Here is a 24,317-nt window from a genome sequence, read left to right as displayed (position 1 = left end):
GTTCTATTTGTCTTCCACCTTAAGCTCTAATAGATAAGCTGCCAGTGCATTAATATCTGAATCTGAAAGTTCGCCGTAAGTACCGGTCATCGTATTGCCCGGTTTATACTTCTCAGGATCCTTGATCCATTTTTTCACATTCTCTTCCGTATGATCCAATACGCCAGCTACTTTTTGACGTTCACCGAATGTAGCCAGGTTCGGAGCCTTACGTGCAGCCTCAGGCCTGCTGTCATTTGGTGTCACCGCATGGCAGCCTATACAACTTTGATTAAAGACATCTTCACCCTGTTTGGCCAGATCACCTTCAACGACAGGTTCCTTCGCGGCTTTCATATCTTTAGTCCAAGCTTCAAAATCGCTTTTAGACTTCGGTACGACCTTAAAATCCATCAAAGCATGTGAAGGACCGCAAAGTTCAGCACATTTCCCGTAAAACAAGTTGTTCGAATCTTCTGCCTTTTTACTGTCGAATTCTAAGTAAAACTGATTGACTCCTTCTGTATTTGTATCCATCTTTCCTCCGGCAGACGGTACCCAGAATGAATGCTTTACATCGGATGCAGTTAGATTGAAATACACTTTTTGATCTGTTGGCACTACCAAATCCTGACTTGTTACAACGCCAAGGTCTGGATATTCAAACTCCCACCAATAAAGGTTCGCCCTAACATTCACGACAAGTGCATCTTTCGTTTTTCCATCCTTATCTTTCTTGTCCATTGCCTTTGTGTCGGCTAAGTCGAAAGTCGTGACGACAGTTGGAACAGCCAGAACAATTAAAAGAAGGATAGGAATAACAGTCCAGATAATTTCGAGTTTATGACTTCCTTCAATTTGTTTCGGTATTGTTTCGTCGCCTTTCTTCCGACGGAAGCGCAGTAAAACTACAACGAACAAAATAATCACAACAATAATAACCAGTACCATGATTAGTGTACTCAATATCAGTAAGTCATACTGAGATTGCGCAACATCGCCAGCTGGCTTCAGCGCGGATAGAAATGGTTCGCCGCAGCCCGAAAGGACAAGTCCTACAATACCCAGCAGAGCAATCAGGCGCCATTTGTGCAGCCTTTTTTTCATAGCCTCAGAAACCCCTCTTTCGTCAAAATTTTCTCACAAAAATAAAAATGGGCGCAATTGCGAATATTCTCTCTATGTCAATTTCTAAAAAGAAAGAATCCCTAATCTAAGGAATTATTAAGATGTTGAATGTAACCGCTCTTATGTATGACCCCGTTGGTTCCGTTAATATGTATGAATGGCGGTCAGTGCATTATTTATGAGTAAGCTGGAGCCTGAAAAAGAACAGGCTGCCAGCTTATTTTAACCAAAACTAGATGAGTGTAACAATAACCATCGCTACAAATAAAATGGTCATATAATTTAAAGAATATACAAACATGGAGGTTGCCCATTTAACATCATCTTTCTTTTTATACCCCTTAATCCCCAAAATAAGCCAACCTGTGCTCAATAATGCAGCAAGAATAACTAGTGGAGTTCCTAATGGAGTTAAAAAGAAAGGAACGAACATTAAACAGATGATCCATAGCATAATCGATCTTTTTGCGGCCTTGAACCCTTTCACGACCGGAAGCATAGGTACTCCAGCTGCACGATATTCTTCGACACGCCTCATTGCAAGTGCATAAAAATGAGGAGGCTGCCACAAGAACATGATCGCGAACAGGACCCAGGCGATCTTATCAAGGCCCGGGTCGACTGCAGCCCACCCGATAAGTGGAGGCACCGCTCCGGATATACTGCCTATAATCGTATTCGAGACAAATCTACGTTTGAAAACCATGGTATATAAAACAACATAGGCGAAGACGCCCAATGCACCTAGTATGGCAGTTGTCATATTAGTCAATGCAAGTAAAATCAGCCCTGCAGCAATTAAGCCGAAACTTAACACCAATACCTTTGAAGGCTGTACTTTTCCAGTTACCGTTGGACGGTTTTTCGTTCTTTCCATTAAATGATCGATATCACGGTCATAATAATTATTGAAACTGCAAGATCCCGCCATTATGAGCGCCGAACCTGCAAGTGTATAAAACACTACATCTAGATTGCTTAAGAAGCTAAGCCCCGAAAAATGAAGAGCTAACCACACGCCGGTAAAAGCTGTAATTATATTTGAATTGACAATCCCCACTTTTATAAGTGCGAGAAAATCCTTCCAAGCTGTTGTTTCAGGTATATCCGATTGAAGGGCGGCTTTACTGTCCTCCATGACAGCTTCTGACAAACCCCTTGTTTCTGACATTTGTTTTCCTCCTTTAAATCATTCAGCACAGACGCAAATGCAAAAAAATACTTACATATGCTATAGAACATTATTTCATACTTTTTGATATTTGTAACCAAGGAAGCGTAAACAAAAAGTAAATTATTTACCAATGACCGTTGTCAATGGAATCCATCGAGAGCTATCATTCTTAATATCATGCTTAATAACAGTAAAATTTAGTAAAATCATTTCTTCAATATATTAAAACACATTTTTGGAAGCTTTTGTGAAAATTTTTCGGATATTTTTGACCAATTTGTGTCTCAATAATTTACTGCTCTTGTAAGATGTTCATCAAGAACATGAATAGTATGCTATTATCATCATCCCCTAGGCTCTATCCCTATTTTGCTCCTACTTAAAGGTTTACACTCCCTTTATTTCTATCAAAGTCTTTTGTAACTTTCAACTATTTCAGGCATTTTAATTAATAGTTATAATATTAACTGAACTTGTAAAATCATTCTATTTTGTGTAATATCGAGGAAGTTCGACAAATATTATGAAAAATCTTATGCTATTATTATTTTTATGGAACAACCCTAATTTGCTACAGAGAAAAAGGTGGGACTACTAGTGAAATCGTCTCTTAAATGGTTTGCTGTTTTAACAACGATTGTAATGCTTTTCATCTTACTTGGTGGAGCTTTAGTCACGAAGACGGATTCCGGCATGGGATGCGGCAGGTCCTGGCCATTGTGCAATGGGCAATTGATCCCGGACAAAATCACGATTGAATTGGTCATTGAGCTTTCCCATCGACTCGTTTCAGGTGCTGGAGGATTCTTGGTTTTAATTTTATCGTATATGTCTTGGAAAAAAATCGGCCATATCCGTGAAGCGCGTTTCTTATCCGTCCTTTCTTTTGGTTTTCTGTTACTACAAGGGTTGATCGGAGCGGCTGCCGTCATTTGGTCACAATCCGATTTCGTTCTTGCCCTTCATTTTGGCATATCGCTCATTTCCTTTGCTGCCGTCTTTTTACTGACACTGTTGATTTTCGAAGTAGACAAGAAGTTCGAAGCCGAAAAACTTATAGTTGACAAACGAATGCAATTCCATATTATTGGCGTATTGATTTTTTGTCTGGTAGTCGTATATACGGGTGCTCTTGTAAGGCATACAGAATCAAGTCTTATCTGTAAGGATTGGCCTTTATGTGTAAATGATAGTCTTGCACTCCCCTCCAACCTTTATGAATGGATTCAGATGGGGCACCGTGCAATGGCAGGCGCTATTTTCATTTGGGTATCATATGTGGCTTATATCGCAACAAGACATTACAAAAATCAGAAAGTGTTATATGGCGGTTGGATTGCTGCATTCATTCTTGTATTTTTACAGGTTACCGCTGGAGCCTTTATCATTTTCTCAAGGCAAAACTTATATATCGCATTGACACACGCATTATTCATTGCCTGCTTTTTTGGTGTAATGAGCTATTTGATGCTATTGACATCAAGAAGCAAAAAAAATGCCCTAGCAAAGCAAAAAAGAAACTCCACGCAAACAGTCAAAGGACAGGATGAACCGGATATAACACCGACGTTACCCGCCCGTTAATATCTGATTGTTCAATCAATAATATAATAGGATAAAATAAAAACCACCATTCCAGAGAATGGTGGTTTTTATTTTATCCTAGAGAGTGCTTAGATGACTGTACATTGCCTAAAAAGAGGGTACAGAACAGCTTGAAACCTTAAGCATACCCCATATACCCCAAATCATTCAAAAGGTCACAGTCAGCGATATTACTTAGTTATTTCAATCAATAAGTCTCCAGTACTGATCGCTTCTCCATCTTTTACATAAATATCTTTTATGGTCCCGGAGAATGGTGCTTGCACGGTAGTTTCCATTTTCATCGCTTCCGTAATGATCAGGTGATCACCCTGCTTGACCTGATCGCCTTTCTCGACCACTACACGAATAACCGTACCTGGCATTGTAGCACCGAGTTGTTCTTTATTTTTTGGGTCAGCTTTCATTTTTGATACAACGGAAGATTTAATGTTTTCATCCTTGATGATCACTTCACGTGATTGACCATTCAACTCAAAATACACAACCCGTGTTCCATCAGGCAATGGCTGACCGATTGAAACCAATTTTACGATGAGCGTTTTACCCTTTTCAATTTCAACTTCGATTTCTTCCCCTAGCCTCATTCCATATAAGAAAGTAGCGGTATCGAGGTTGGAAACATCTCCAAACAGCTCAATCGTTTTATTGTAGTCCAAGAATACTTTTGGATATAGTGCATATGCAAGTACATCGAAATCAGTGACTGCCCGTCCCAATTCCTGGAATAATTCTTCTTTAAGAGCTGCAAAGTCCACTTCTTCCAATAATTCGCCCGGTCTCACTGTTATAGGTTTCTTCCCTTTCAGGATAACGTCCTGAAGCTCTTTAGGGAATCCCCCAACTGGCTGACCCAGATAGCCTTCGAATAACTCTATAACTGAATCAGGGAAATCGATGGATTTGCCTTTTGTCAGAACATCTTCTTCAGACAGGTTATTTTGAACCATGAATAAAGCCATGTCCCCAACAACTTTGGAAGAAGGAGTTACCTTAACGATATCTCCGAACATTACATTGACGCGCTGGTACATTTCTTTAACTTCATGCCAGCGGTCTCCCAACCCCACTGCTTTGGCTTGCTGCTGCAGATTACTATATTGACCGCCCGGCATCTCGTGTTTGTAAACCTCGGTATGAGGTGCATTCATGCCGCTTTCGAAGTCATGATAGAATTTCCTGACCTCTCCCCAGTATTCTCCTAAACGCTCAAGTGAATCGACTTCCAATTTAGGCTGTCTGCTTGACCCCTCCAATGCATAACGAAGTGTTTGTACACTTGGCTGCGAGGTTAGTCCAGCTAGAGAACCAATCGCCGTATCAACGATATCCACACCAGCTTCAATCGCTTTCGAATACATATAAATTCCATTTCCGCTTGTATCATGAGTATGCAAATGGATCGGAAGGGATGTAGTTTCCTTCAGTTCCGAAACAAGGCGGTAAGCAGCTTCAGGTTTCAAGAGTCCAGCCATATCCTTGATCGCTAAAATATGGGCACCGGCATGTTCTAATTCCACTGCCATATTTTTATAGTAGTCGATATTATACTTGCTGCGTGATGGATCATTCAAATCCCCGGTATAACAAATGGCCGCTTCCGCAATTTTTCCGGATTGACGGACTGCATCAATAGCCAATTCCATCCCTTTAACCCAGTTTAAACTATCGAAGATACGGAAAACATCTATGCCTGCATCCGCTGATTTCTCTACGAATTCACGAATGACATTATCAGGGTAATTTTTATAACCAACTGCATTTGAAGCCCTTAAAAGCATTTGTAATAAGACATTCGGTGCTTTTTTCCTGAAACTTAACAGCCTGTCCCATGGATCTTCTTTCAAGAAGCGATATGCGACATCGAAAGTTGCCCCGCCCCACATTTCCATTGAAAATAAATCAGGAAGTAGTTTTGCTGTAGGCTCAGCGATATCCAGGATATCTTTCGACCTAATTCTCGTCGCCAGTAATGATTGATGTGCATCACGGAAAGTCGTATCGGTGATCAACACCTCTTTCTGTTCTTTGATCCAATTGACCAGTCCCTCTGCACCTTGCTGTTCAAGTATATTTTTTGTACCCGAGATAAGCGGCAGGCCACCAACATTCGGAATTGGAGCTGGATCAAAAACAGGTTTTTTCTTTTTCTCGACTCCTGGGAATCCATTCACGGTCACATTTCCGATATATGAAAGCATTTTTGTCCCACGGTCTTTTCTGATTGGGAAGCTAAATAGTTCCGGTGTTGAATCAATGAATGATGTATCATATTCCCCATTTATGAATTTTTCATGTTTTACAACATTTTCAAGGAAGGGGATATTTGTTTTAATACCACGAATCCTGAATTCCTTAAGGTTACGAACCATTTTGGAAGCTGCCTGCTCAAATGAAAGCGCATGAGTAGAAAGTTTAACGAGAAGGGAATCATAATATGGCGTGATGACCGCACCTTGGAACCCATTTCCAGCGTCCAGACGAACACCGAATCCCCCACCGGAACGGTAAACCATCATTTTGCCGGTATCAGGCATGAAATTATTCAATGGGTCCTCAGTCGTCACCCTTGATTGAATCGCATATCCATGAGTTTTAATTCCTGCTTGTTCGGGAATCCCGATCTTTTTACCATGAAGTTCATGCCCTTCAGCTACCATGATTTGAGATTGAACGATATCAATGCCCGTAATCATTTCAGTAATGGTATGCTCAACCTGCACCCGTGGATTGACTTCAATAAAGTAAAATTCGCCATTGGCGACAAGGAACTCGACCGTACCAGCGTTCACATAATCAATATTTTTTGCCAACTTGACGGCTGCCTCACAAATCCTTTCCCTTAAATCCTCGGAAAGGGAAACGGAAGGTGCCACTTCCACAACTTTTTGATGCCGTCTCTGAACGGAACAGTCACGTTCATATAAATGGACGATATTCCCATGAGTATCAGCCAAAATCTGAACTTCGATATGTTTCGGATTTTGTATGAATCTCTCAACATAGACTTCATCATTACCAAAAGCTGCTTTAGCTTCTGATTTTGCGCGATCATAAGCCTCTTCAACTTCTTCGATTTTTTCGACAATCCGCATTCCGCGTCCGCCACCGCCTAAAGAGGCTTTTATAATAACTGGAAACCCATATTGTTCACCAAATTCTTTAACTTCTTCAACACTGGTCACCGGTCCATCGCTACCAGGAATAACCGGAATATCAGCCAGTTCAGCTTGTGTTCGAGCTTTTACTTTGTCACCAAACATATCTAGGTGTCTTGATTCTGGTCCGATGAAGATTATTCCTTCTTCCTCACAACGTTTCGCAAATTCAATATTTTCTGAAAGGAAACCATAACCAGGATGAATCGCATCGACTCCGCTCATTTTGGCAATCGCAATTATGCCTTCAATATCCAGGTATGCATCAATCGGCTTTTTGCCTTCCCCAACTAAATATGCCTCATCCGCTTTATATCGGTGATAAGAACCATAATCTTCCTTTGAATAGATTGCAACTGTGTGAATGTCTAATTCCGTACATGCCCGAAAAATCCTTATCGCTATTTCTCCACGATTTGCCGCAAGTACTTTTTCTATACGTTTCCCCATTGCTACCACCCTAATCAATATGTATTTTTATTGAATATATAGAAAAAAAGCGTGAAAGATTTCAAACACTTTTTATTCAAAATTTTATTTCCCAATTTAGGAGATCAATCTGATTAAGCTCTTTTTATCGTTTATGTAATTATTTTGATATATTTTATATTGTTGTTTTTTACGTACGATAAACACTAAAAAGAGCCATACACCATTAGCAAATGAAAATTAACTATAATAATATATTATCAATTTGATTTAACATTCAATTAATATAACCATAATACTAAAATTAACTGAATACAATAAAAAAATAAAAAATTACATATATTCGTATATAAAAACAAGGAATTAGCTCTGCCTTCCCACTAACAAACCATTGTTAATCAAAGGCATACGACCAGAAAATGCCACATTTTATTGAGAAATTTGAAATGTGAAGATGACCACTATACATTAAAATTTTAAAAAAAAAACTCAAATCGAACTTCTACGGAATAATTAGTATGTCACTATTAACAAATAGTATAACACTATTGGTTAATTATGTATATAAATAAAAAACTCAAACAATCATCGAGATTTGTTTGAGTTAGTATGTTTTATCTATTATTTTTTTAATGATGCTTCATGCAAAACTGACAATTCCTGTTCAAGGGTTTCCAAAAGGGATTTACCCTCGGCTTCCTCTACCAAACCTAAACGTACGGCAAAATCAATTTCTCGTGATAGGCCGAACATTTGTGTATCAAGTACCTCTTCATATAAAGGACATTGAGGCATAGTGAGATTTTCCATTTGAACTTTTATCAGTTTTAGAATCTTGTCAGCATCTGCTTTTAATAAAGCATAAGCTTTTTCTCGATGATTGACAAGCATATCAGATGCCATGTTAAATCCCCCCGCTCAGAGCGATTAAATCTTATCTCTAAATTCTACCTTTAGTTTTGTGAAAAAGCAAGGACATTGACAAACAATTTGCCATTGAGATATCACGATCACCTCTCATATGAATATACCCAGCCATGGAAATTGTTCACCATCGTGAAGATGTGACATTTCAATTATAATTGATTATAATCATTAAAGAGCAACAGAAAGGAATGAGATATTTGGAACCCATCGTATTTATAAATGGAAAAGTGAAATATCCAATTACTCTAGATCCTGGAGTATGGATTTTTGATGACCGTAAAGTTGAAATCGATACATATTTCCACGCTGAAAGAGTTCAAGTCAATGAATTAGAAGAATATACGATTGCCGCCTCCAAACATTGGCAAAAAGAAATACAGGAAGGCGCAACAATGCCACCTACATTAAAAACGGAACGAAAGTTCGAGAAGCAAAGATTGCTGGAAGGGACTTTCGGCATCCCTTTTGAACCTTTTTTAAAAAATGCCGAACCTGAAAATGGGGTAACTGAAGTCATCGTTACAACCGATGATGAGGAGCTTACATTCCCATTGGAAACGGCACTTGAATTTTTCCTGGGCTTTTCCAAGGATGGAAAGCCGCTTAAAATATCCGAGGGCGGCCCTATGGAAATTTATTTCGGAGACGCTTCCAACATCAATGATCCGATAAAAAATGTACGGACTTTCACCGTTAAATAAGACTTAGTCCATTCTTACCGAAAACTTTAGAGCAATCGGCAAGGGTACCCCTTGCCGATCGCATTATAAAAGCGTAGCCGCTAGTTGGGCCAATCCAGATCTTTCCCCTTTTATCAATTTAACATGGCCGGCAATACGCTCAGTTTTGAATTTTTCCACCACATAGGTCAAACCATTATTATATTCATCTAAATAAGGATGATCTATTTGTTCCGGATCTCCCATCAATACAATTTTGCTCCGCTCCCCGACTCTGGTCAAGATGGTCTTGACCTCATGTTTTGTTAAGTTCTGCGCTTCATCGATAATGATGAACTGATCCGGGATGCTCCTTCCCCTGATATAGGTGAGGGCTTCCACTTCAATCGAACTCATGCCTGCTAAAATGGCATCCAATTCACCCGGTTTTTTCGTATTGAACAAAAATTGGAGATTATCGAAAATAGGCTGCATCCAGGGTCTTAATTTTTCTTCTTTTTCCCCTGGCAGATAACCAATATCTTTACCAACCGGAACAATGGGCCTGGCAACCAGAAGTTTCTTATATTGTGACAAATCTTCAGTTTGCATCAATCCTGTTGCCAACGCCAATAAAGTCTTACCTGTACCTGCCTTACCAATGAGCGTCACAAGCTGGATATCCGAACGAAGCAACAAATCAAGGGCCATCGTCTGTTGGACATTTCTCGGTTTAATTCCCCAAATATGTTCCCCTTCATACATCAACTTCTTAACGAATCTGCAGTTCTCATCCACTATCCCAATCGCAGAAGCTGAACTGCCCAGCGTGTCCTTCATCAACAGGAATTGATTTGGATAATATGAATCTTTTGTCAGTTCTTCCAGTGACAGAAAACTTTTTTCATAAAATTTATTCAGATTATCAATCGATACAAATACTTCTTTGTGCCCAGCGTATATATGGTCCAGTTCTACGACACGATCATTTAAAAAGTCCTCTGCCTCAAGACCGATGGCATCCGCTTTAACCCTGACGAGAGTATCTTTGCTAACCAAAATGACCGTTTTTCCATCTTCCTTCGTCTCTTCTTCCAAAGATAAATTTTTCGCGACTGCCAATATCCTGTTATCATTCGTTTTCTCCACAAAAATTTCCTGAAGCTTATGAAATGAACGGTGGTTGAGTTCAATCCTTATGCTGCCTCCATTATGAAGCGGAATACTCTGATGAAGCTTCCCTTTTTCTCGAAAGCCATCGATCAATTTCGATACCTGCCTGGCATTCCTTCCAATTTCATCCATATACCTTTTTTTCGAATCCAATTCTTCTAATACGACTGCTGGAATGACAACTTCATTATCTTCGAATGAATAAATCGAATACGGATCCTGCAACAGGACATTTGTATCTAAAACATAGATTTTTTTCCCCAATATGACGCCTCCTGCCTGCTCTATAGGATATGCCTTACCATTTACTACACTCAGCAGTTATGTAGCGGACGAGACTGTTGATAAAATATATGTTCCTTTGCATAAAGATAGAAGAACATTTACAGACTATAAAGAAAACTTCCAGCAAAGATTGCAATCCCCAACATTGATTACACCATATTTCACTGCATTTTATACTTATATGCATCAGACTTGGTCAGTGATGGACAGGCTGGAACCAAAGAAGAACATTAAGGAGGTTTTACATTGCAAAAAATCTTATTGTCGCTCGCTGCTGTTTTGTTGATGACAGGTTGCTCAATGGATAATAAAAATGAAGTGTCTGAAAATAATGCAAAAAACAATTTAACGAAAGTCAATAATTCGACCATTAAGGAAGCAGACAGACACACAGGTCAGCAAACAGCAGAAAGACTCACAGGTTTGGCTAAATCCATTCCTGAGGTGAACGATGCCACCGCAGTCGTACTTGGCAAATATGCCATCGTCGGAATAGATATTGACCAAGATATTGAACGTTCACAGGTTGGAACGATTAAGTACTCAGTTGGAGAGGCTTTAAAACATGATCCTGATGGTGCAAATGCCATCATCGTCGCTGACCCAGATTTAAATGAACGGATCAGGGAGGTAGCCAAAGATATTAAAGATGGCAAACCGGTAACTGGGATACTAAATGAACTGGCTGACATCACTAGTCGAGTCATCCCGGAGGTTCCTGGTGATATTTTAACCCCAACGCCATCGAAGAACATCGATAATGAAAAAAATAAACTTGATGATAAAACGGAAAGAACAGAACTCGACAAAGAGCAAAATGATCAATCCAATCACTTTAAAGAATGAATTTTCCTGACCCGAAGTGTATCTTCGGGTTTTTTTCTATCCCCGCCATGAACCAGGTAACTATAACCTTCAAATGTTAGTTTCACTTTATCCTCGTTTTACCATAAAAATATTGGTATACTTAAAAGCATATTCAAATTGAAGTGAGGTTCAACTAATATGAAAGTTAAATGTGTAATATGCGATCAAATTGAATCTATACCTGACGATAGCCCAGAAGCAAAGAAACTCCGCAACCGTCCTATACATACCTATATGTGCAATACATGCAACCAACGCATAGAAGAGCGTACGAACGAGCGGATTGCAACCGGAAACTTCCGTCTTTACCGGACGATCAAAAATGAAGATGAATGGTAGAATATTTTATAAAGTTTCCCTGATTGGTCTCATCAATGGCATTATGCTTGGAGTGATTATGAAGTGGATCGAAATGTTTTCCGGTAAACAAGTGTATAAGCTTTTATTGAATGTCGATTTCCTTCCTGTATTCGGAGATGTTTCCTGGAGTGAGGCATCATTGTTCTTTTTCCACCTCCTATTCTCACTGGCAATTACATTTAGTTACGTTTTTATTCTTCATCCTTTGAAAATTTTCAGGAAATGGAACAAATACGCACTTGCTTTTATCACGATCATTCCCGCCATCATGCTTTACTTTCCACTATCGGCGCTGTCGAAAACAGAAGTTGTCCTTCCTTCTGATTTGACAGCTTTCTTTTTGTGGACAATTTTACATCTTTTTTACGGACTTTCCCTCCCTAAAGCAATATAAAAAAGAACCGTGCGTATGCACGGTTCTTTTTACCATTACTCGATATTTTTATACTTCTCTGGCTCTAACTGAATTTGGTCTAACATGATATCAATCAATTCAATCGGATAACGTTGCTTTTTCATTTCATCTCCCAAAAGATACTCGACGAAATAAAAAGGTTCTGTTTTTGAAACTGAATCGATTATCACCTGATGATCGTCTTTCAGCATCTGCATGAAAAACATTTCTGTATCGCGTGCAGCGGTATCATCAGGCCTTGCATCACAGACAACTTTGATCGTCAACCAATTGTATAAAGCATCCTGTAATGATTTCATTATCTTAAGCCTGTTCTTCTTTTCTCGAATTATGAAGACGGATTCTATAAATCCCCAGAACAAGCGAAGCGATGACTAATGCTTCCCCCATAGGAAGAAACACTGCAAAGAAAGAAAGAAGGGTACATCCAAGTGCCATTACCACATAAATGACCACATTTTTTAGCAAAGGTAACTTTTTGGCAAAACCTAACTGATAGACAAGGATGCATAATCCAAAGATCGTCAAATATAAATACCACATTCCTGCTTCAGGATTTTCATCCACTCTGTACAATGCTGCAAAAAATGATAATCGCTCTTGGATATCCAATCTTTTCTCCTCCTCTTGCTATTTATTTTTCTTCAACAGCAACTTTTTTTCTTTTAGCTGCTCTTTCACGCTCGTTTTTATCAAGAATTTTTTTACGAAGACGGATTGAATCCGGAGTTACTTCACAGTACTCGTCATCGTTCAAATATTCTAGAGCTTCTTCAAGAGACATGATTCTTGGTTTTTTCATGGAAGAAGTCTGGTCTTTATTTGCTGAACGCATATTTGTCATTTGTTTCGCTTTAACGATATTAACAGTCAAATCGCTATCACGGTTATGTTCCCCGACGATCATGCCTTCATAAATATCCGTACCTGGCTCAACGAAAATAACACCGCGGTCTTCTACTTGCATAATACCATATTGTGTAGTTTTTCCTGATTCCATGGATACAAGTACACCTTGACGTCTTCCGCCGACTTGACCTTGTGCCATTGGTTGGTAGCTGTCAAATGAGTGGTTCATGATACCATATCCGCGTGTAATCGTTAAGAACTCAGTTGAATAGCCAATAAGTCCGCGAGCTGGGATCGTGAACAGTAAACGAACTTGACCGCTTCCGCTATTGATCATATCCAACAATTCACCTTTACGGGCTCCCATTGATTCCATGATCGAACCAGTGTGCTCCTCAGGTACGTCGATTTGTACACGTTCAACTGGCTCACAACGGACACCATCAATCAAACGAACGATAACTTCAGGTTTAGAAACTTGCAGTTCATAACCTTCACGTCTCATGTTTTCGATCAGGATGGAAAGGTGAAGCTCCCCACGACCTGAAACAACCCAGACATCCGGAGAATCAGTATTTTCGACTCTTAAGCTGACATCCGTTTGCAATTGGTTTTTCAAACGCTCTTCAATCTTACGAGCAGTAACGAATTTACCTTCACGGCCTGCGAATGGGCTGTTATTTACAAGGAAAGTCATTTGCAATGTTGGCTCGTCAATACGTAGGATAGGCAGGGCGTCAGGGTGTTCAGTCGGACACACCGTTTCCCCTACGTTAATATCTTCCATACCAGAAACGGCTATTAAATCACCGGCAACAGCTTCTTGGATTTCAACTTTCTTCAAGCCAATATAACCAAAGATTTTTGTTACACGGAATTGTTTAACCTTCCCATCAAGTTTCATTAATGAAACTTGTTGACCTACATGCATTTTACCGCGGAATACACGGCCAACACCGATACGTCCTACATAATCATTATAGTCAAGTAAAGCCACTTGGAATTGAAGCGGTTCATCTGAGTTATCAATTGGTGCAGGGATCGTTTCGACGATTGTTTCGAACAGTGGGGTCATGTCTTTTTCTTGTTTAGCAGGATCTGAATCCAAGCTTGCAGTACCAGCAATACCTGAAGTGAAGACAACAGGGAATTCTAACTGTTCTTCTTCAGCTCCTAGTTCGATGAATAAATCAATTACTTCATCAACTACTTCATCTGGACGTGCAGAATCTTTATCGATTTTGTTCACGACAACGATTGGCGTGATCTTTTGTTCCAATGCTTTTTTCAACACGAAACGAGTTTGCGGCATACAACCTTCATATGCATCAACAACAAGAAGAACACCATCAACCATTTTCATGATCCGTTCCACTTCACCACCAAAGTCGGCATGACCAGGTGTATCCAAAATATTGATTCTTGTATCTTGGTATTGAACTGCTGTATTTTTCGCAAGAATCGTAATTCCGCGTTCTTTTTCAATCGCATTAGAATCCATCGCACGTTCTTCCACATGTTCATTTTCACGGAAAGTACCAGATTGCTTAAGCAACTGATCCACTAACGTCGTTTTACCATGGTCAACGTGGGCAATGATTGCTATATTACGAATATTTTCTCTTAATTTCAAAAAATTCACTCCTAAAAAAGTTTGTGTATAACGTATCACTAGTATTAGCTTACATATTATATCACAAACATACTAGAAACAAATACAGAAATTATGTACAATAGATATATTAGGGGTGATATTAATGAATATTAAATGGAATTTCTTAATATTAGCGGTATTGGCAACATCCAGCATCGGCTCCATTGGCATCTTCATTGCTGAAAAAAGCTTAATTGGAATATTAGCTGCAATCGTTATACTTTGCGGAATTATGGGGTTCGGTTTCACTCAGAAGAAGAAATTACGCGAAGCAGGGAAGTTATAATATAAAAAACTCGCTGACAAACAGCGAGTTTTTTTTGTTAAATATTTCAAAATGAGTATTTGATTCCATCCGTACAAGACTTTTTTGTCATACCCTCAATTAGGCCTTGATACTAATGGCTGGAATTTCCTGATAAATATTTATTGAATATTTCTTTGTGAAGCCCTGGTTTAGATACAAAAAGTGAGTCGCCTTCTAAAAAATTCAATTTGTCACCTTTAATATTACTAACTTCCCCGCCCACTTCCTCAACCAGTAAAACTCCTCCGGCAAAGTCCCAAGGCATGAGTCTCATGGTTATGTATGCATCAATCCTTCCAGCTGCCACGAAAGCAAGCTCCAATGCTGCGGAGCCATAAGAACGTGTCCCCCTTGCATCCCGAACTAGCGGTGCCAAGAGACTCGGGTCGATCCTACGGTTTTCCGTTACCCAGCTTGCATTAATGGAAATGATCGCTTTGCTTACTGATGCCTCTTCAAGAGATGGGAGCCTTTGATCATTCAGAAATGCTCCCTGCCCCTTAATCGCATGATATAATTCATCACTAAAGACATCATATACCATGCCAATTTTACCGATGCCATCCACATAAACCCCAAGAGAAATTGCAAAATTCCTCTGTTGATGAATGAAATTCAAAGTTCCATCAATTGGATCGATGATCCACACCGTACCTTTTAGGTCTTTAATATCATTGCCCATTCCCTCTTCCCCAAAAATGCGGTGTTCAGGAAAGACTTCGCCGATTTTTTCGCAAAAAAACTTTTCTATCCCCTTATCCATATTAGTAACCAAATCATTCGGATTCGTTTTCATTTCAATATTCAACTTGGTTTTAAAGGACGCCCTTAGCCTAGTACCCGCTTCTTTCATCCATAACTTCGCATATGTATCCATTTCCTTGACCGATGCCATTATAATATCCCCGTCCTTTATGATCAGAAACTACATTAAAATGATCCTCTTCTAAAGATTAAAGCAAATATAGCTTGCCTTCAAGTTTTTAACATCTTAAATTTTCCATTTTTTTTAACATATGAGGAAGGACAGTTCCTTGACTACCTTCCATTAATCGGTTTCGCGATCATGAGTCAGCCCGCACAAATACTTTTCAAACCATTTGACTTAACGTGTCCCTTCCTTATTAAGAGGACCTGACCCAAAATAAAATACCACCTTATATATATTGGACATTTAATGAAAAACGGACACATTATTTTTTAATAAAATAAAGTGTCCGTTCATCTATAATAAAATTCCTTGTATTGAAATTGATTCATTTCCTTTATTCATTCTCCTTCAAGATCTCTGCAGCCAATCAATTACAAGGCTTTCAGTTTCAACAATTCCAAGCGGATGCGTTCTAGCCTTTGCTTGCATTGTGACCTCTTTTGGTCATTCTCTTCACCAATTGCTTCAAAAAGGGTTGCTAATTCATAGTCCATTTCCATTCTTAACACTGCAGCTCTATGTCTTTCAACTTCTTTAGCTTTTAATGCTTGGTTCATGACTTGTTTCATAATTAACATTCTCCCTTCATCAATTAACGTAATTTTCTGAATTTATTTTATCATATGACTTCCTACCTCAAATAGCAACTAATTTGTGCTTTAACCTATAAGGAATTTTACATTGCCCTAACCCAAATCGTATTTTTTAAATTTTACTTTTACTTATGCTACAATATGTGCAGATATTACGGTAGGAGAGATGAAAATGAATATATCAAGTTTTACAGCAAATGATTTTGATGTTTTTAATATTGATGGATTGGAACCGCGCATGGATGCTTTAAAAGAACGGATCCAGCCCAAATTACAGGCCCTTGGAGAGCATTTTTCTCAAAAACTGTCAGTTATGACCGGCGATGAAATGCACCCTCATGTTGCAAAGCATGCTAGACGGACAGTGAACCCTCCTAATGATACATGGGTTGCTTTAGCTGCCAACAGCAGAGGTTATAAAATGATGCCTCATTTCCAAATCGGGTTATGGGAAACGCATATGTTCATCTGGTATGCCGTCATTTATGAAGCCCCTAATAAAACTGAAATCGGAAAGCATCTGGAGCAGCAGGCAGACCGATTAGTGAATAGCATTCCCTCCCATTATGTATGGTCAATGGACCATACAAAACCTGATGTCATCCCTCATGATGGTCTTGGAGTAGATGATTTGAATTCAATGTTCACTCGTTTGCAAACTGTAAAAAAAGCCGAAATCCTATGCGGTATAAAAATTTCCCGTGATGACGCTATTAAGTTAAAAGATGATGATTTCATTCAAACCATTCAAGATGCGTTTGAACATCTTTTACCCTTATATCAATTAAATTAAACACATTTGCTTCGTATTCGGATTGAAATATCGGATGCCTTCAATTAAACTGGTTAAGAAAAAAAGAGAGCCTTGGAGGCTCTCCTTTCCTTATTTTTGCACTAAGCCTTTGCTTGCTAGGATCAAGTCACTGATTTGATCTTCCTTACCTGTCTCGAAGCATTCGATGATTTTACTGCCGACAATGACACCATCGCAGTATTGTATTGCATCACGGACATGATCTGGCGTCGATATGCCGAACCCAGCAAGAACGGGAACCGGACTTATCTCTTTTACCTTCTTTAAATAGCCCCCAAGTTCTTCTCCAAAGGCGTCACGGGCACCTGTAATGCCTTTGACTGTAACTGCGTAGATAAATCCCTCTGCACCTGCGGTAATCTCAGTGATACGCTCTTTCGAAGACGTAAGTGTCACAAGTCGGATAAGAACGATCCCTGCAGTTTTGATTGATGAAAAGATGGCTTCTTCTTCAATCGGTAAATCGGGGATGATGCACCCGGAAATCCCTGCTTGAAGACAGTCATTCGTAAACTCTTTAAGTCCATATGCCAGGATTGAATTCGTATAGCCCATTAAAATAATTGGAATGGTCACATCATTTTTGATTTCCATTACTTTTTTCAGGACATCTTTTAAAGTTGTGCCATTTTCCAAAGATCGGATGCCAGCTTGTTGGATAACCGGTCCATCTGCGACAGGGTCAGAGAATGGTATACCCAGTTCAACGGCAGTCGCCCCGCTATTTTCAAGGAAAAGAAGCTGGCTTTTTAAACGTTCCAGACCTCCATCACCTGCCATGATATATGGTATGAATGCTTTCTCCTGCTTTGTTTGACATTCTTCAAGCGCATTTGTTAATTTATTCATGTTCACTACCCCCCATCAAAGATTGGACCGTTTCAACATCCTTATCACCACGGCCTGACAAACAAATCACCAGTCCTGTTCCTTTCTCCATTTCTTTAGCAAGCTTTAAACCGTAGGAAATGGCATGTGAACTTTCTAAAGCAGGGATGATCCCTTCCTCCCTTGAAAGCATCGCTAGAGCTTCCAAGGCTTCATCATCGGTTACGGAAGTATATTCCACCCGATTTGTATCTTTTAAGTAACTATGTTCAGGACCTACCCCTGGATAATCCAGCCCTGCTGAAATTGAATGTGCCTCCTGGATCTGACCGTCTTCGTTCTGCAATACATACATAAATGCCCCGTGGAGCACCCCAGGTTTTCCCTTCGTCAAACTTGAAGCATGTAATGGTGTTTCAAGTCCATGCCCTGCCGCTTCCACTCCGTATAATTTTACCGTTTCATCCTCAATGAAGGGATAAAACATTCCCATTGCATTACTTCCTCCGCCTATGCAAGCGACTACTGCATCCGGTAGGGAATGAACCGCCTCCGAATATTGACGCTTTGTTTCATTCCCTATCACGCTTTGGAAATCACGTACAATAACGGGGAATGGATGCGGACCAAGAACGGATCCCATTATATAATGGGTGTCATCCACATTCGCCACCCAATATCGTAACGCCTCATTGACTGCATCCTTCAGTGTCCCGCTTCCTTGTGATACAGATATGACCTTTGCTCCCAAAAGCTCCATCCGGAATACATTCAATTTCTGTCTCCTGATATCTTCTTCACCCATAAAGATGATGCATTCCAACTTCAGCAAAGCACACACAGTCGCCGTTGCAACCCCATGCTGTCCTGCACCCGTTTCGGCAATCACCTTTTTCTTGCCCATTTTCTGAGTCAACAAAGCCTGACCGATCGTATTATTTATTTTGTGGGCTCCGGTATGATTCAAGTCTTCGCGCTTCAGATAAATATCTGCACCACCAGCTAGTCTGGTTAAGTTCTCCGCAAAATAAAGAGGTGTTTCCCGACCGATATATTGTTTCAGGTAATAGCTTAGCTGCCTTTGGAATTCAGGATCATTTTTAGATTGTTCATATACTTCTTCAAGCTCCGTAATCGCCGCCATTAAAGTTTCCGGAACGAAACGGCCTCCATATGCTCCAAAATGTCCAGTTTTATCAGGCTGTGTATAAGTGTTCATCTATTCATTCCTCTTTTCCGGCTGTATATTTCGCCTCATTAATAAATGCTTTTATTTTTTCAGCATCTTTTAAACCGTTTGTTTCAACACCACTGGCTACGTCAACTGCGAATGGTGAAACGGCATTAATCGCTTTTCCGACATTTTCCGGAGTCAGCCCACCCGCTAGAATTACCTTGTCCAGTGGCAGATCCGCTTTTCGGATCATTTCCCAATCCAAAGTCAATCCCTTTCCAGATGAACTCTTAGGAAGATCAACTAATAGATAATCTGCCGGGTATTCATGAAGGTTTTCAAGGTCTTTCTCTGAATTGACGGCAAAGGCCTTGATCACCGGTAGGGGCATTCTGCGGGCGAAGCTGGCAGACTCGTTACCATGAAGCTGAATATAATCCAATCCTGCAATTTCAGCACTTTTTATCACTTCTTGTTCAGTTTGATTGGCAAACACTCCAACTTTTTTAACATTTCCAGCTAGATGCGGTCCGAATTCTCCTACTATCTCTGGCTCAACCTTCCTGCTACTCTCGGCAAAAATGAAACCAATGAAGTCTGCCCCTGATCCAACAGCAGTCTGAGCCGCTGCCAATGTCTTTATCCCACAGATTTTCACTAACATATTAATCTCCTTATATACTCATTTGCAGTTCAGCCATCGTGTGCGGAAGATTTGCTGCAGTCATCAGTGTCTCCCCGACTAAAATCGCTTTTGCACCAGCTTCCTTTACTCGCATCACGTCTTCTTTTGTCTTGATTCCACTTTCACTGATAATGATATGGAGTTTTGGATCAAGTAACTTCGCCAGTCGTTCCGTTACAGCCAAATCCACTTTGAAGGTCTTTAAATTCCGATTGTTAATCCCTATGAGCTCTGCATTCAGCTCGAGAGCCCGTTCCAGTTCGGCTTCATCATGGACTTCCGTCAATACTTCAAGCCCTTTTCTTTTTGCATATTGATATAATTCATGAAGACGTTCTTTAGAAAGAGCTGCCACAATCAATAGAATGATAGTGGCACCAGCTTGATGGGCGCGATCGATTTGGATTTCATCGATGATGAAATCTTTGCACAACCTGGGAATCCGTATGGCCTCGCTTACAATTCTCAAATCTGCAATTGATCCTTTGAAGAAAACCTCATCCGTCAATACTGATATCGCTGCCGCTCCGCCACTTTCATATGAAAGGGCCTGCTCGATCGGATTCACATTGATTTTAATGTCCCCTTTTGAAGGGGAAGCCCGTTTTATTTCCGCGATAATTGCCATCGATTTCGCCGTTTTCAAATTTTCCACCAAAGATGGTCTGACTATGTTGTTCATTACCGAATCATCTAAGCCCCTTTCTTTTAATTTTGCGACTTCCACCTTTTTCTGTTCGATGATTTTCGTTAAGATATTTTCCATTACATGACCACCTTATTTCTATTGCCATAAGCAATCAGATTTTCTAACTTTGCAAGAGCCGACCCGCTATCAAGGCTTTCTTTGGCCATAGCGATTCCTTTTTTGATCGTTGCTGCCGTACCATGTGCGTATAATCCCAATCCAGCATTCAATAAAACAGTATCACGGTAGGCCCCTTTTTCCCCTTTGAGAAGCCTAAGCATGATATCGGCATTTTGTTTGGCATCACCGCCGCGGATGGCATCATTTCCGTAAACCGGCAGATCCACTTCTTCAGGATGCAGCGTAAATGGGATAATATCCCCTTGCTCCAAAAGCACGAGTGAATTTTCTCCCTGTAGGCTCGCTTCATCCATAAAACCGGCACCATTTATCACGACTGCGCGTTTCCTGCCTAATTTATGTAGAACTTCCGCAAAAAGCTCGAGCATATCCCGTCGATTAATTCCCATTAATTGCGTCTCGAGTTGGACTGGATTTGTCAGAGGACCGATGAGATTAAATATCGTCGGGATTTTCAGTTCTTTTCTCACTTTCATTATCCGTGCAATATTAGGGTGGACCGAAGGGGCAAATAAGAATGTGATCCCATTTTCCTCCAACAGTTCTTTTAACATGTCAGGCTCCAAGTACAAATTAACACCTAATTCTTCCAATACATCCGCACTGCCTGTTTTGCTAGAAATGCTACGGTTTCCATGTTTGGCAACCTTGACACCGGCCCCAGCAAGTACGAAGGCAGATGCTGTACTTATATTAAAGCTTTGCGACCCATCTCCTCCCGTTCCGCAATTATCCATTACATTAAGAGAGCTTGTTCGTACACTTCTCGCTTCTTTTCTCATGACTCTGACAAGGCTTGCTATTTCACCTGCCGTTTCCCCTTTGGATTTTAGGGCAATGATGAAAGCTGCCATCTCGCTTTCGGTGATATCTTTAGAAAATAACGATTGGGCTGCTCTGCTCATCTCTTCTTCCGTCAATGTTTGACGCTCTGCTAACTTCGCTAAATACTCCTTCACCGCTAACTCCCCCAGTCGTTTTTTGTTTTATAAGATGGATTGTTCCTTCTCTGATTGGAAGGTTCCCGCAATCTCATAAAATTGATGTAATAATTCCTTGCCGATTTTCGTCCCTATTGATTCAGGGTGGAACTGTAAACCGTAGAGCGGGAAATCCTGATGTTTCAGGGCCATGATCTCCCCATCATCCAGTGCTACTGCCGTCACAGTCAGTTCATCTGGCAGACTCTCCCTTTCAACTACAAGGGAATGGTAACGCATTACCGGAAATTGTAAGTCCTGTTTGGCAAATACACCTGTTCCATCATGTTCGATAACAGATGTTTTCCCATGCATGATTTGTTTCGCACCAACCACATTGGCACCAAAAACTGCCCCAATGGCCTGATGCCCCAAACAAATGCCTAATAGCGGAACCCTCTCATAAAAATTACGAATGATTTCCATACTGATACCAGCATCTTCCGGCCTGCCGGGTCCCGGGGAAATGACGATTGCCATTGGATTCAGTTCCTCAATTTCCGCAAGGGTGATTTCGTCATTCCTTTTTACTATGATTTCTTTTTCCACTTCTCCTAAATATTGATATAGGTTATAAGTGAACGAGTCATAGTTATCAATTAATAAAATCATTTTGTGTGAACCTCCATTAAAGCGCGAGCTTTATTTTGTGTTTCTTCAAATTCCGTTTTTGGATCTGAATCATATACAATTCCTGCCCCTGCCTGTACATAGGCCTTGCCATCTTTAATGATCATCGTCCGAATGGCTAATGCCATATCAAGATCCCCTCCAAAACCTATGAACCCTATCGAGCCCGAATACATCCCCCGTTTACAATTTTCAAGTTCATTGATCAGCTCCATTGCTCTGATTTTTGGAGCACCTGAGACTGTTCCGGCAGGGAGGCAGACCGTCAGCGCATCTAAACTCGTGAACCCTTCCCTAAGCTTTCCGCTAACCTTCGAAGCAATATGCATGACATGCTGATATCTTTGAATTTCCATTTCCTCGGTAAGGTGGATTGAACCGATTTCGCAAACCCTGCCAAGATCATTCCTACCCAAATCAACAAGCATCTTATGCTCGGCAAGTTCCTTTTCATCCATCAGCAGGCTTTTTTCGAAGCCTTTATCTTCTTCATCCGTTTTCCCTCTCGGCCTTGTACCGGCGATGGGATTAACATGAACCATTCCTGATGAAACACTGATCAAACTTTCTGGAGACGACCCAATAATTGTATAGTCACCAAATTCTATATAAAACATATAAGGTGAGGGGTTGGCTAATCGCAAACGACGGTAGGCATCGAAAGGCTCCCCATCGAAGTCCGCTTTAAACCTTTGTGATAAAACAACTTGGAACACTTCACCCGCTACTATCGCTGCTTTAACTTCAAGGACCATTTTCTCGAATTCATCCTGACTGAAATTCGAATTGAATTCCAAATATTCCGACGATATTTCCTTTGACGGCTTGCTTGCCTGATTGATTTTTTCCTTCATCCCCAATAAACTTTTTTCACTATCTTCTTCCGCAGTCAAAAGATGGATCTTCTGCAGAACATGATCGAATATATACAGTTCTTTATAAAAAAGAAAATGAGCATCAGGCATTTGCAGAGAATCAGGAGGCACCGGACCTATATTTTCATATAGTCGAATGATATCATAGCCCATATATCCGATTGCACCACCGTTAAAAGGCGGAAGATGTATGGGAGCCTCTCCTATTTCAACTAATAATTCGTTTTTTAGAAACTCGATGATATTGATGTTCTTTACGATTTGCTCACCTGTTTCAGTGTCTTTCACATATACTTGGTCAGCAAGTGATGTCACCTCCAAGTAAGGTCTTGAACCTAGATAAGAGTAGCGGCCGTTGTCATGATGCGAATTCGAACTTTCCAATAAAAACTTCTGGTCACCATCTAATTTCTGAAATATGGCAATGGGTGTGTGGATATCCCCTTCAATTGTGTCCATTTTGAAACGGAGTATTTTTTTTTCATCCAAATTATTCATTTCAATTCCCTCCCGATTCTTATGCGATCTTATAAACCCTCGAAGGGAAAACCTTTTTTGGCCAAGTGCCTGAGTTTTCAATTCCTCCGGATATTTTTTGATGTTTTCTCTAAAAGGAATATATATTGAAATTCCAATAAAAAAATCCCCTGCAAACACAAATATGTGTTTGCAGAGGACGGTATACCGCGGTGCCACCTCAAGTTGGAAAAACGCATCATTTTTCCCTCTCAAGCAAGAATGAAAAATTCTTGCGATTACCCTTTAACGGTGGCAGCCGAGTTTCCCTACTTATTTCAAGAAACCACTCATAAGTCCATTCATCTTCTTATATCGTACCGGTTTCCACCTATTCCGGCTCTCTGTGACGCATCTAAAAAGATTACTACTCTCATTCATAGATTTAATTATCATTTCCATAAAAACGCAAAAAGGGCCCTCATCCAAAGGACGAGGAACCCGTGGTACCACCTTAATTAGCTAAATTAGCTCACTTTACGGCATTAACATG

Annotated in this window: 24 protein-coding genes and 2 other annotated features (1 of these 26 cut by a window edge); of the genes, 7 read left to right on the top strand and 17 right to left on the bottom strand. The window is 40.2% G+C overall.

From position 1 onward, the window contains the following. Positions 1–3 precede the first annotated feature (3 nt). Together coxB and cyoE are read right to left on the bottom strand one after the other, a co-directional pair. Complete coding sequence (gene coxB / locus NYE63_RS08120) at positions 4–1,086, bottom strand: cytochrome c oxidase subunit II (protein ID WP_063231963.1); 1,083 nt, start codon at positions 1,084–1,086, stop codon at positions 4–6. Positions 1,087–1,339: 253 nt separating this feature from the next. Further along, positions 1,340–2,278, bottom strand: coding sequence for a heme o synthase (gene cyoE, locus NYE63_RS08115; RefSeq protein ID WP_342604755.1), 939 nt, complete (start codon positions 2,276–2,278; stop codon positions 1,340–1,342). Positions 2,279–2,878: 600 nt separating this feature from the next. Between cyoE and NYE63_RS08110 the strand changes: the two genes are divergently transcribed. Beyond that, positions 2,879–3,865, top strand: coding sequence for a heme A synthase (locus NYE63_RS08110; RefSeq protein ID WP_342604754.1), 987 nt, complete (start codon positions 2,879–2,881; stop codon positions 3,863–3,865). Positions 3,866–4,056: 191 nt separating this feature from the next. Here NYE63_RS08110 and pyc read toward each other — a convergent pair whose 3' ends face one another. Continuing rightward, positions 4,057–7,494 (bottom strand): pyruvate carboxylase, encoded by a 3,438-nt coding sequence (pyc, locus tag NYE63_RS08105; RefSeq protein WP_342604753.1) that lies wholly within the window; start codon positions 7,492–7,494, stop codon positions 4,057–4,059. 600 nt (positions 7,495–8,094) lie between these two features. Beyond that, complete coding sequence (locus NYE63_RS08100; protein WP_342604752.1) at positions 8,095–8,376, bottom strand: YlaN family protein; 282 nt, start codon at positions 8,374–8,376, stop codon at positions 8,095–8,097. A gap of 221 nt (positions 8,377–8,597) precedes the next feature. Here NYE63_RS08100 and NYE63_RS08095 point away from each other — a divergent pair, with 221 nt between their 5' ends. Next, positions 8,598–9,101: a peptidyl-prolyl cis-trans isomerase gene (locus NYE63_RS08095; RefSeq protein ID WP_342604751.1), complete on the top strand. Its 504-nt coding sequence runs from the start codon at positions 8,598–8,600 to the stop codon at positions 9,099–9,101. Positions 9,102–9,164: 63 nt separating this feature from the next. On the opposite strand, the gene NYE63_RS08090 is transcribed toward NYE63_RS08095, so the two are convergent. Beyond that, positions 9,165–10,496, bottom strand: a complete 1,332-nt coding sequence (locus NYE63_RS08090) for a PhoH family protein (RefSeq protein WP_342604750.1) — start codon at positions 10,494–10,496, stop codon at positions 9,165–9,167. Between the two features lie 267 nt (positions 10,497–10,763). Here NYE63_RS08090 and NYE63_RS08085 point away from each other — a divergent pair, with 267 nt between their 5' ends. From NYE63_RS08085 to NYE63_RS08075, 3 genes are all read left to right on the top strand, one after another. Further along, positions 10,764–11,363 (top strand): YhcN/YlaJ family sporulation lipoprotein, encoded by a 600-nt coding sequence (locus NYE63_RS08085; protein ID WP_342604749.1) that lies wholly within the window; start codon positions 10,764–10,766, stop codon positions 11,361–11,363. 159 nt (positions 11,364–11,522) lie between these two features. After that, a complete protein-coding gene (locus NYE63_RS08080) occupies positions 11,523–11,723 on the top strand; it encodes a YlaI family protein (protein WP_072272690.1) in 201 nt (66 codons plus the stop codon). Then, positions 11,707–12,138, top strand: coding sequence for a hypothetical protein (locus tag NYE63_RS08075; RefSeq protein ID WP_342604748.1), 432 nt, complete (start codon positions 11,707–11,709; stop codon positions 12,136–12,138). Before NYE63_RS08080 ends, NYE63_RS08075 begins: the two co-directional genes overlap by 17 nt. A 35-nt stretch (positions 12,139–12,173) precedes the next feature. Here NYE63_RS08075 and NYE63_RS08070 read toward each other — a convergent pair whose 3' ends face one another. From NYE63_RS08070 to typA, 3 genes are read right to left on the bottom strand one after another with little or no spacing between them, the layout of a single operon-like run. Further along, the gene (locus NYE63_RS08070) at positions 12,174–12,458 is read right to left on the bottom strand and encodes a hypothetical protein (RefSeq protein ID WP_063231969.1); all 285 of its coding nucleotides are present in this window, start codon (positions 12,456–12,458) and stop codon (positions 12,174–12,176) included. Positions 12,459–12,462: 4 nt separating this feature from the next. Continuing rightward, entirely contained in the window at positions 12,463–12,771 is a 309-nt protein-coding gene (locus NYE63_RS08065; protein WP_342604747.1) for a YlaH-like family protein, read from the bottom strand. Positions 12,772–12,793: 22 nt separating this feature from the next. Further along, a complete protein-coding gene (typA, locus tag NYE63_RS08060; protein ID WP_342604746.1) occupies positions 12,794–14,641 on the bottom strand; it encodes a translational GTPase TypA in 1,848 nt (615 codons plus the stop codon). Between the two features lie 124 nt (positions 14,642–14,765). Between typA and NYE63_RS08055 the strand changes: the two genes are divergently transcribed. After that, complete coding sequence (locus NYE63_RS08055; RefSeq protein WP_034314013.1) at positions 14,766–14,948, top strand: YlaF family protein; 183 nt, start codon at positions 14,766–14,768, stop codon at positions 14,946–14,948. Positions 14,949–15,060: 112 nt separating this feature from the next. Here the strand turns inward: NYE63_RS08055 and NYE63_RS08050 are convergent, their stop codons facing one another. Continuing rightward, complete coding sequence (locus tag NYE63_RS08050; RefSeq protein ID WP_230161800.1) at positions 15,061–15,864, bottom strand: inositol monophosphatase family protein; 804 nt, start codon at positions 15,862–15,864, stop codon at positions 15,061–15,063. A gap of 407 nt (positions 15,865–16,271) precedes the next feature. Next, a complete protein-coding gene (locus tag NYE63_RS08045; RefSeq protein ID WP_034314018.1) occupies positions 16,272–16,469 on the bottom strand; it encodes a hypothetical protein in 198 nt (65 codons plus the stop codon). Positions 16,470–16,665: 196 nt separating this feature from the next. On the opposite strand from NYE63_RS08045, the gene NYE63_RS08040 reads away from it, so the two are divergent. After that, positions 16,666–17,286, top strand: a complete 621-nt coding sequence (locus NYE63_RS08040; protein WP_342604745.1) for a DUF1054 domain-containing protein — start codon at positions 16,666–16,668, stop codon at positions 17,284–17,286. Between the two features lie 90 nt (positions 17,287–17,376). Here NYE63_RS08040 and trpA read toward each other — a convergent pair whose 3' ends face one another. Genes trpA through trpE form a run of 7 tightly spaced genes read right to left on the bottom strand, consistent with a single transcriptional unit; the run spans position 17,377 to position 23,806 of the window. Next, positions 17,377–18,156, bottom strand: a complete 780-nt coding sequence (gene trpA / locus NYE63_RS08035; protein ID WP_342604744.1) for a tryptophan synthase subunit alpha — start codon at positions 18,154–18,156, stop codon at positions 17,377–17,379. Next, a complete protein-coding gene (gene trpB / locus NYE63_RS08030; protein WP_134783319.1) occupies positions 18,149–19,354 on the bottom strand; it encodes a tryptophan synthase subunit beta in 1,206 nt (401 codons plus the stop codon). Before trpB ends, trpA begins: the two co-directional genes overlap by 8 nt. A 4-nt stretch (positions 19,355–19,358) precedes the next feature. Continuing rightward, positions 19,359–19,973 (bottom strand): phosphoribosylanthranilate isomerase, encoded by a 615-nt coding sequence (locus NYE63_RS08025; RefSeq protein ID WP_342604743.1) that lies wholly within the window; start codon positions 19,971–19,973, stop codon positions 19,359–19,361. 10 nt (positions 19,974–19,983) lie between these two features. Further along, complete coding sequence (gene trpC / locus NYE63_RS08020) at positions 19,984–20,760, bottom strand: indole-3-glycerol phosphate synthase TrpC (RefSeq protein ID WP_342604742.1); 777 nt, start codon at positions 20,758–20,760, stop codon at positions 19,984–19,986. Continuing rightward, entirely contained in the window at positions 20,760–21,782 is a 1,023-nt protein-coding gene (gene trpD, locus NYE63_RS08015) for an anthranilate phosphoribosyltransferase (protein WP_342604741.1), read from the bottom strand. The genes trpC and trpD overlap by 1 nt, the downstream gene beginning before the upstream one ends. A 27-nt stretch (positions 21,783–21,809) precedes the next feature. Continuing rightward, positions 21,810–22,415 carry an aminodeoxychorismate/anthranilate synthase component II gene (locus NYE63_RS08010; protein ID WP_342604740.1) on the bottom strand — a complete coding sequence of 202 codons (606 nt, stop codon included), beginning with the start codon at positions 22,413–22,415 and terminating at the stop codon, positions 21,810–21,812. Continuing rightward, positions 22,412–23,806 (bottom strand): anthranilate synthase component I, encoded by a 1,395-nt coding sequence (gene trpE / locus NYE63_RS08005; RefSeq protein ID WP_342604739.1) that lies wholly within the window; start codon positions 23,804–23,806, stop codon positions 22,412–22,414. Before trpE ends, NYE63_RS08010 begins: the two co-directional genes overlap by 4 nt. A gap of 171 nt (positions 23,807–23,977) precedes the next feature. Further along, positions 23,978–24,214 (bottom strand) — a binding site (T-box leader). Between the two features lie 35 nt (positions 24,215–24,249). After that, positions 24,250–24,317, bottom strand: a binding site (T-box leader) (it continues 163 nt past the right edge of the window).

The sequence above is a fragment of the Peribacillus sp. FSL E2-0159 genome (assembly GCF_038643155.1).
Taxonomy (GTDB): Bacteria; Bacillota; Bacilli; order Bacillales; family DSM-1321; genus Peribacillus; species Peribacillus simplex.
Note: the sequence above shows the minus strand (reverse complement) of the source record. Positions and strands in the feature narration are given on the sequence as shown.

Coding starts and splice junctions, on each gene's coding strand:
- trpC (WP_342604742.1), bottom strand. CDS start 20,760: ATGGAAAATATCTTAACGAAAATCATCGAACAGAAAAAGGTGGAAGTC.
- NYE63_RS08100 (WP_342604752.1), bottom strand. CDS start 8,376: ATGGCATCTGATATGCTTGTCAATCATCGAGAAAAAGCTTATGCTTTA.
- NYE63_RS08025 (WP_342604743.1), bottom strand. CDS start 19,973: ATGTTAGTGAAAATCTGTGGGATAAAGACATTGGCAGCGGCTCAGACT.
- trpB (WP_134783319.1), bottom strand. CDS start 19,354: ATGAACACTTATACACAGCCTGATAAAACTGGACATTTTGGAGCATAT.
- NYE63_RS08050 (WP_230161800.1), bottom strand. CDS start 15,864: ATGGCATCGGTCAAGGAAATGGATACATATGCGAAGTTATGGATGAAA.
- NYE63_RS08070 (WP_063231969.1), bottom strand. CDS start 12,458: ATGAAATCATTACAGGATGCTTTATACAATTGGTTGACGATCAAAGTT.
- trpA (WP_342604744.1), bottom strand. CDS start 18,156: ATGAATAAATTAACAAATGCGCTTGAAGAATGTCAAACAAAGCAGGAG.
- pyc (WP_342604753.1), bottom strand. CDS start 7,494: ATGGGGAAACGTATAGAAAAAGTACTTGCGGCAAATCGTGGAGAAATA.
- NYE63_RS08080 (WP_072272690.1), top strand. CDS start 11,523: ATGAAAGTTAAATGTGTAATATGCGATCAAATTGAATCTATACCTGAC.
- coxB (WP_063231963.1), bottom strand. CDS start 1,086: ATGAAAAAAAGGCTGCACAAATGGCGCCTGATTGCTCTGCTGGGTATT.
- NYE63_RS08045 (WP_034314018.1), bottom strand. CDS start 16,469: ATGAAACAAGTCATGAACCAAGCATTAAAAGCTAAAGAAGTTGAAAGA.
- NYE63_RS08040 (WP_342604745.1), top strand. CDS start 16,666: ATGAATATATCAAGTTTTACAGCAAATGATTTTGATGTTTTTAATATT.
- NYE63_RS08075 (WP_342604748.1), top strand. CDS start 11,707: ATGAAGATGAATGGTAGAATATTTTATAAAGTTTCCCTGATTGGTCTC.
- NYE63_RS08055 (WP_034314013.1), top strand. CDS start 14,766: ATGAATATTAAATGGAATTTCTTAATATTAGCGGTATTGGCAACATCC.
- cyoE (WP_342604755.1), bottom strand. CDS start 2,278: ATGTCAGAAACAAGGGGTTTGTCAGAAGCTGTCATGGAGGACAGTAAA.
- NYE63_RS08010 (WP_342604740.1), bottom strand. CDS start 22,415: ATGATTTTATTAATTGATAACTATGACTCGTTCACTTATAACCTATAT.
- trpE (WP_342604739.1), bottom strand. CDS start 23,806: ATGAATAATTTGGATGAAAAAAAAATACTCCGTTTCAAAATGGACACA.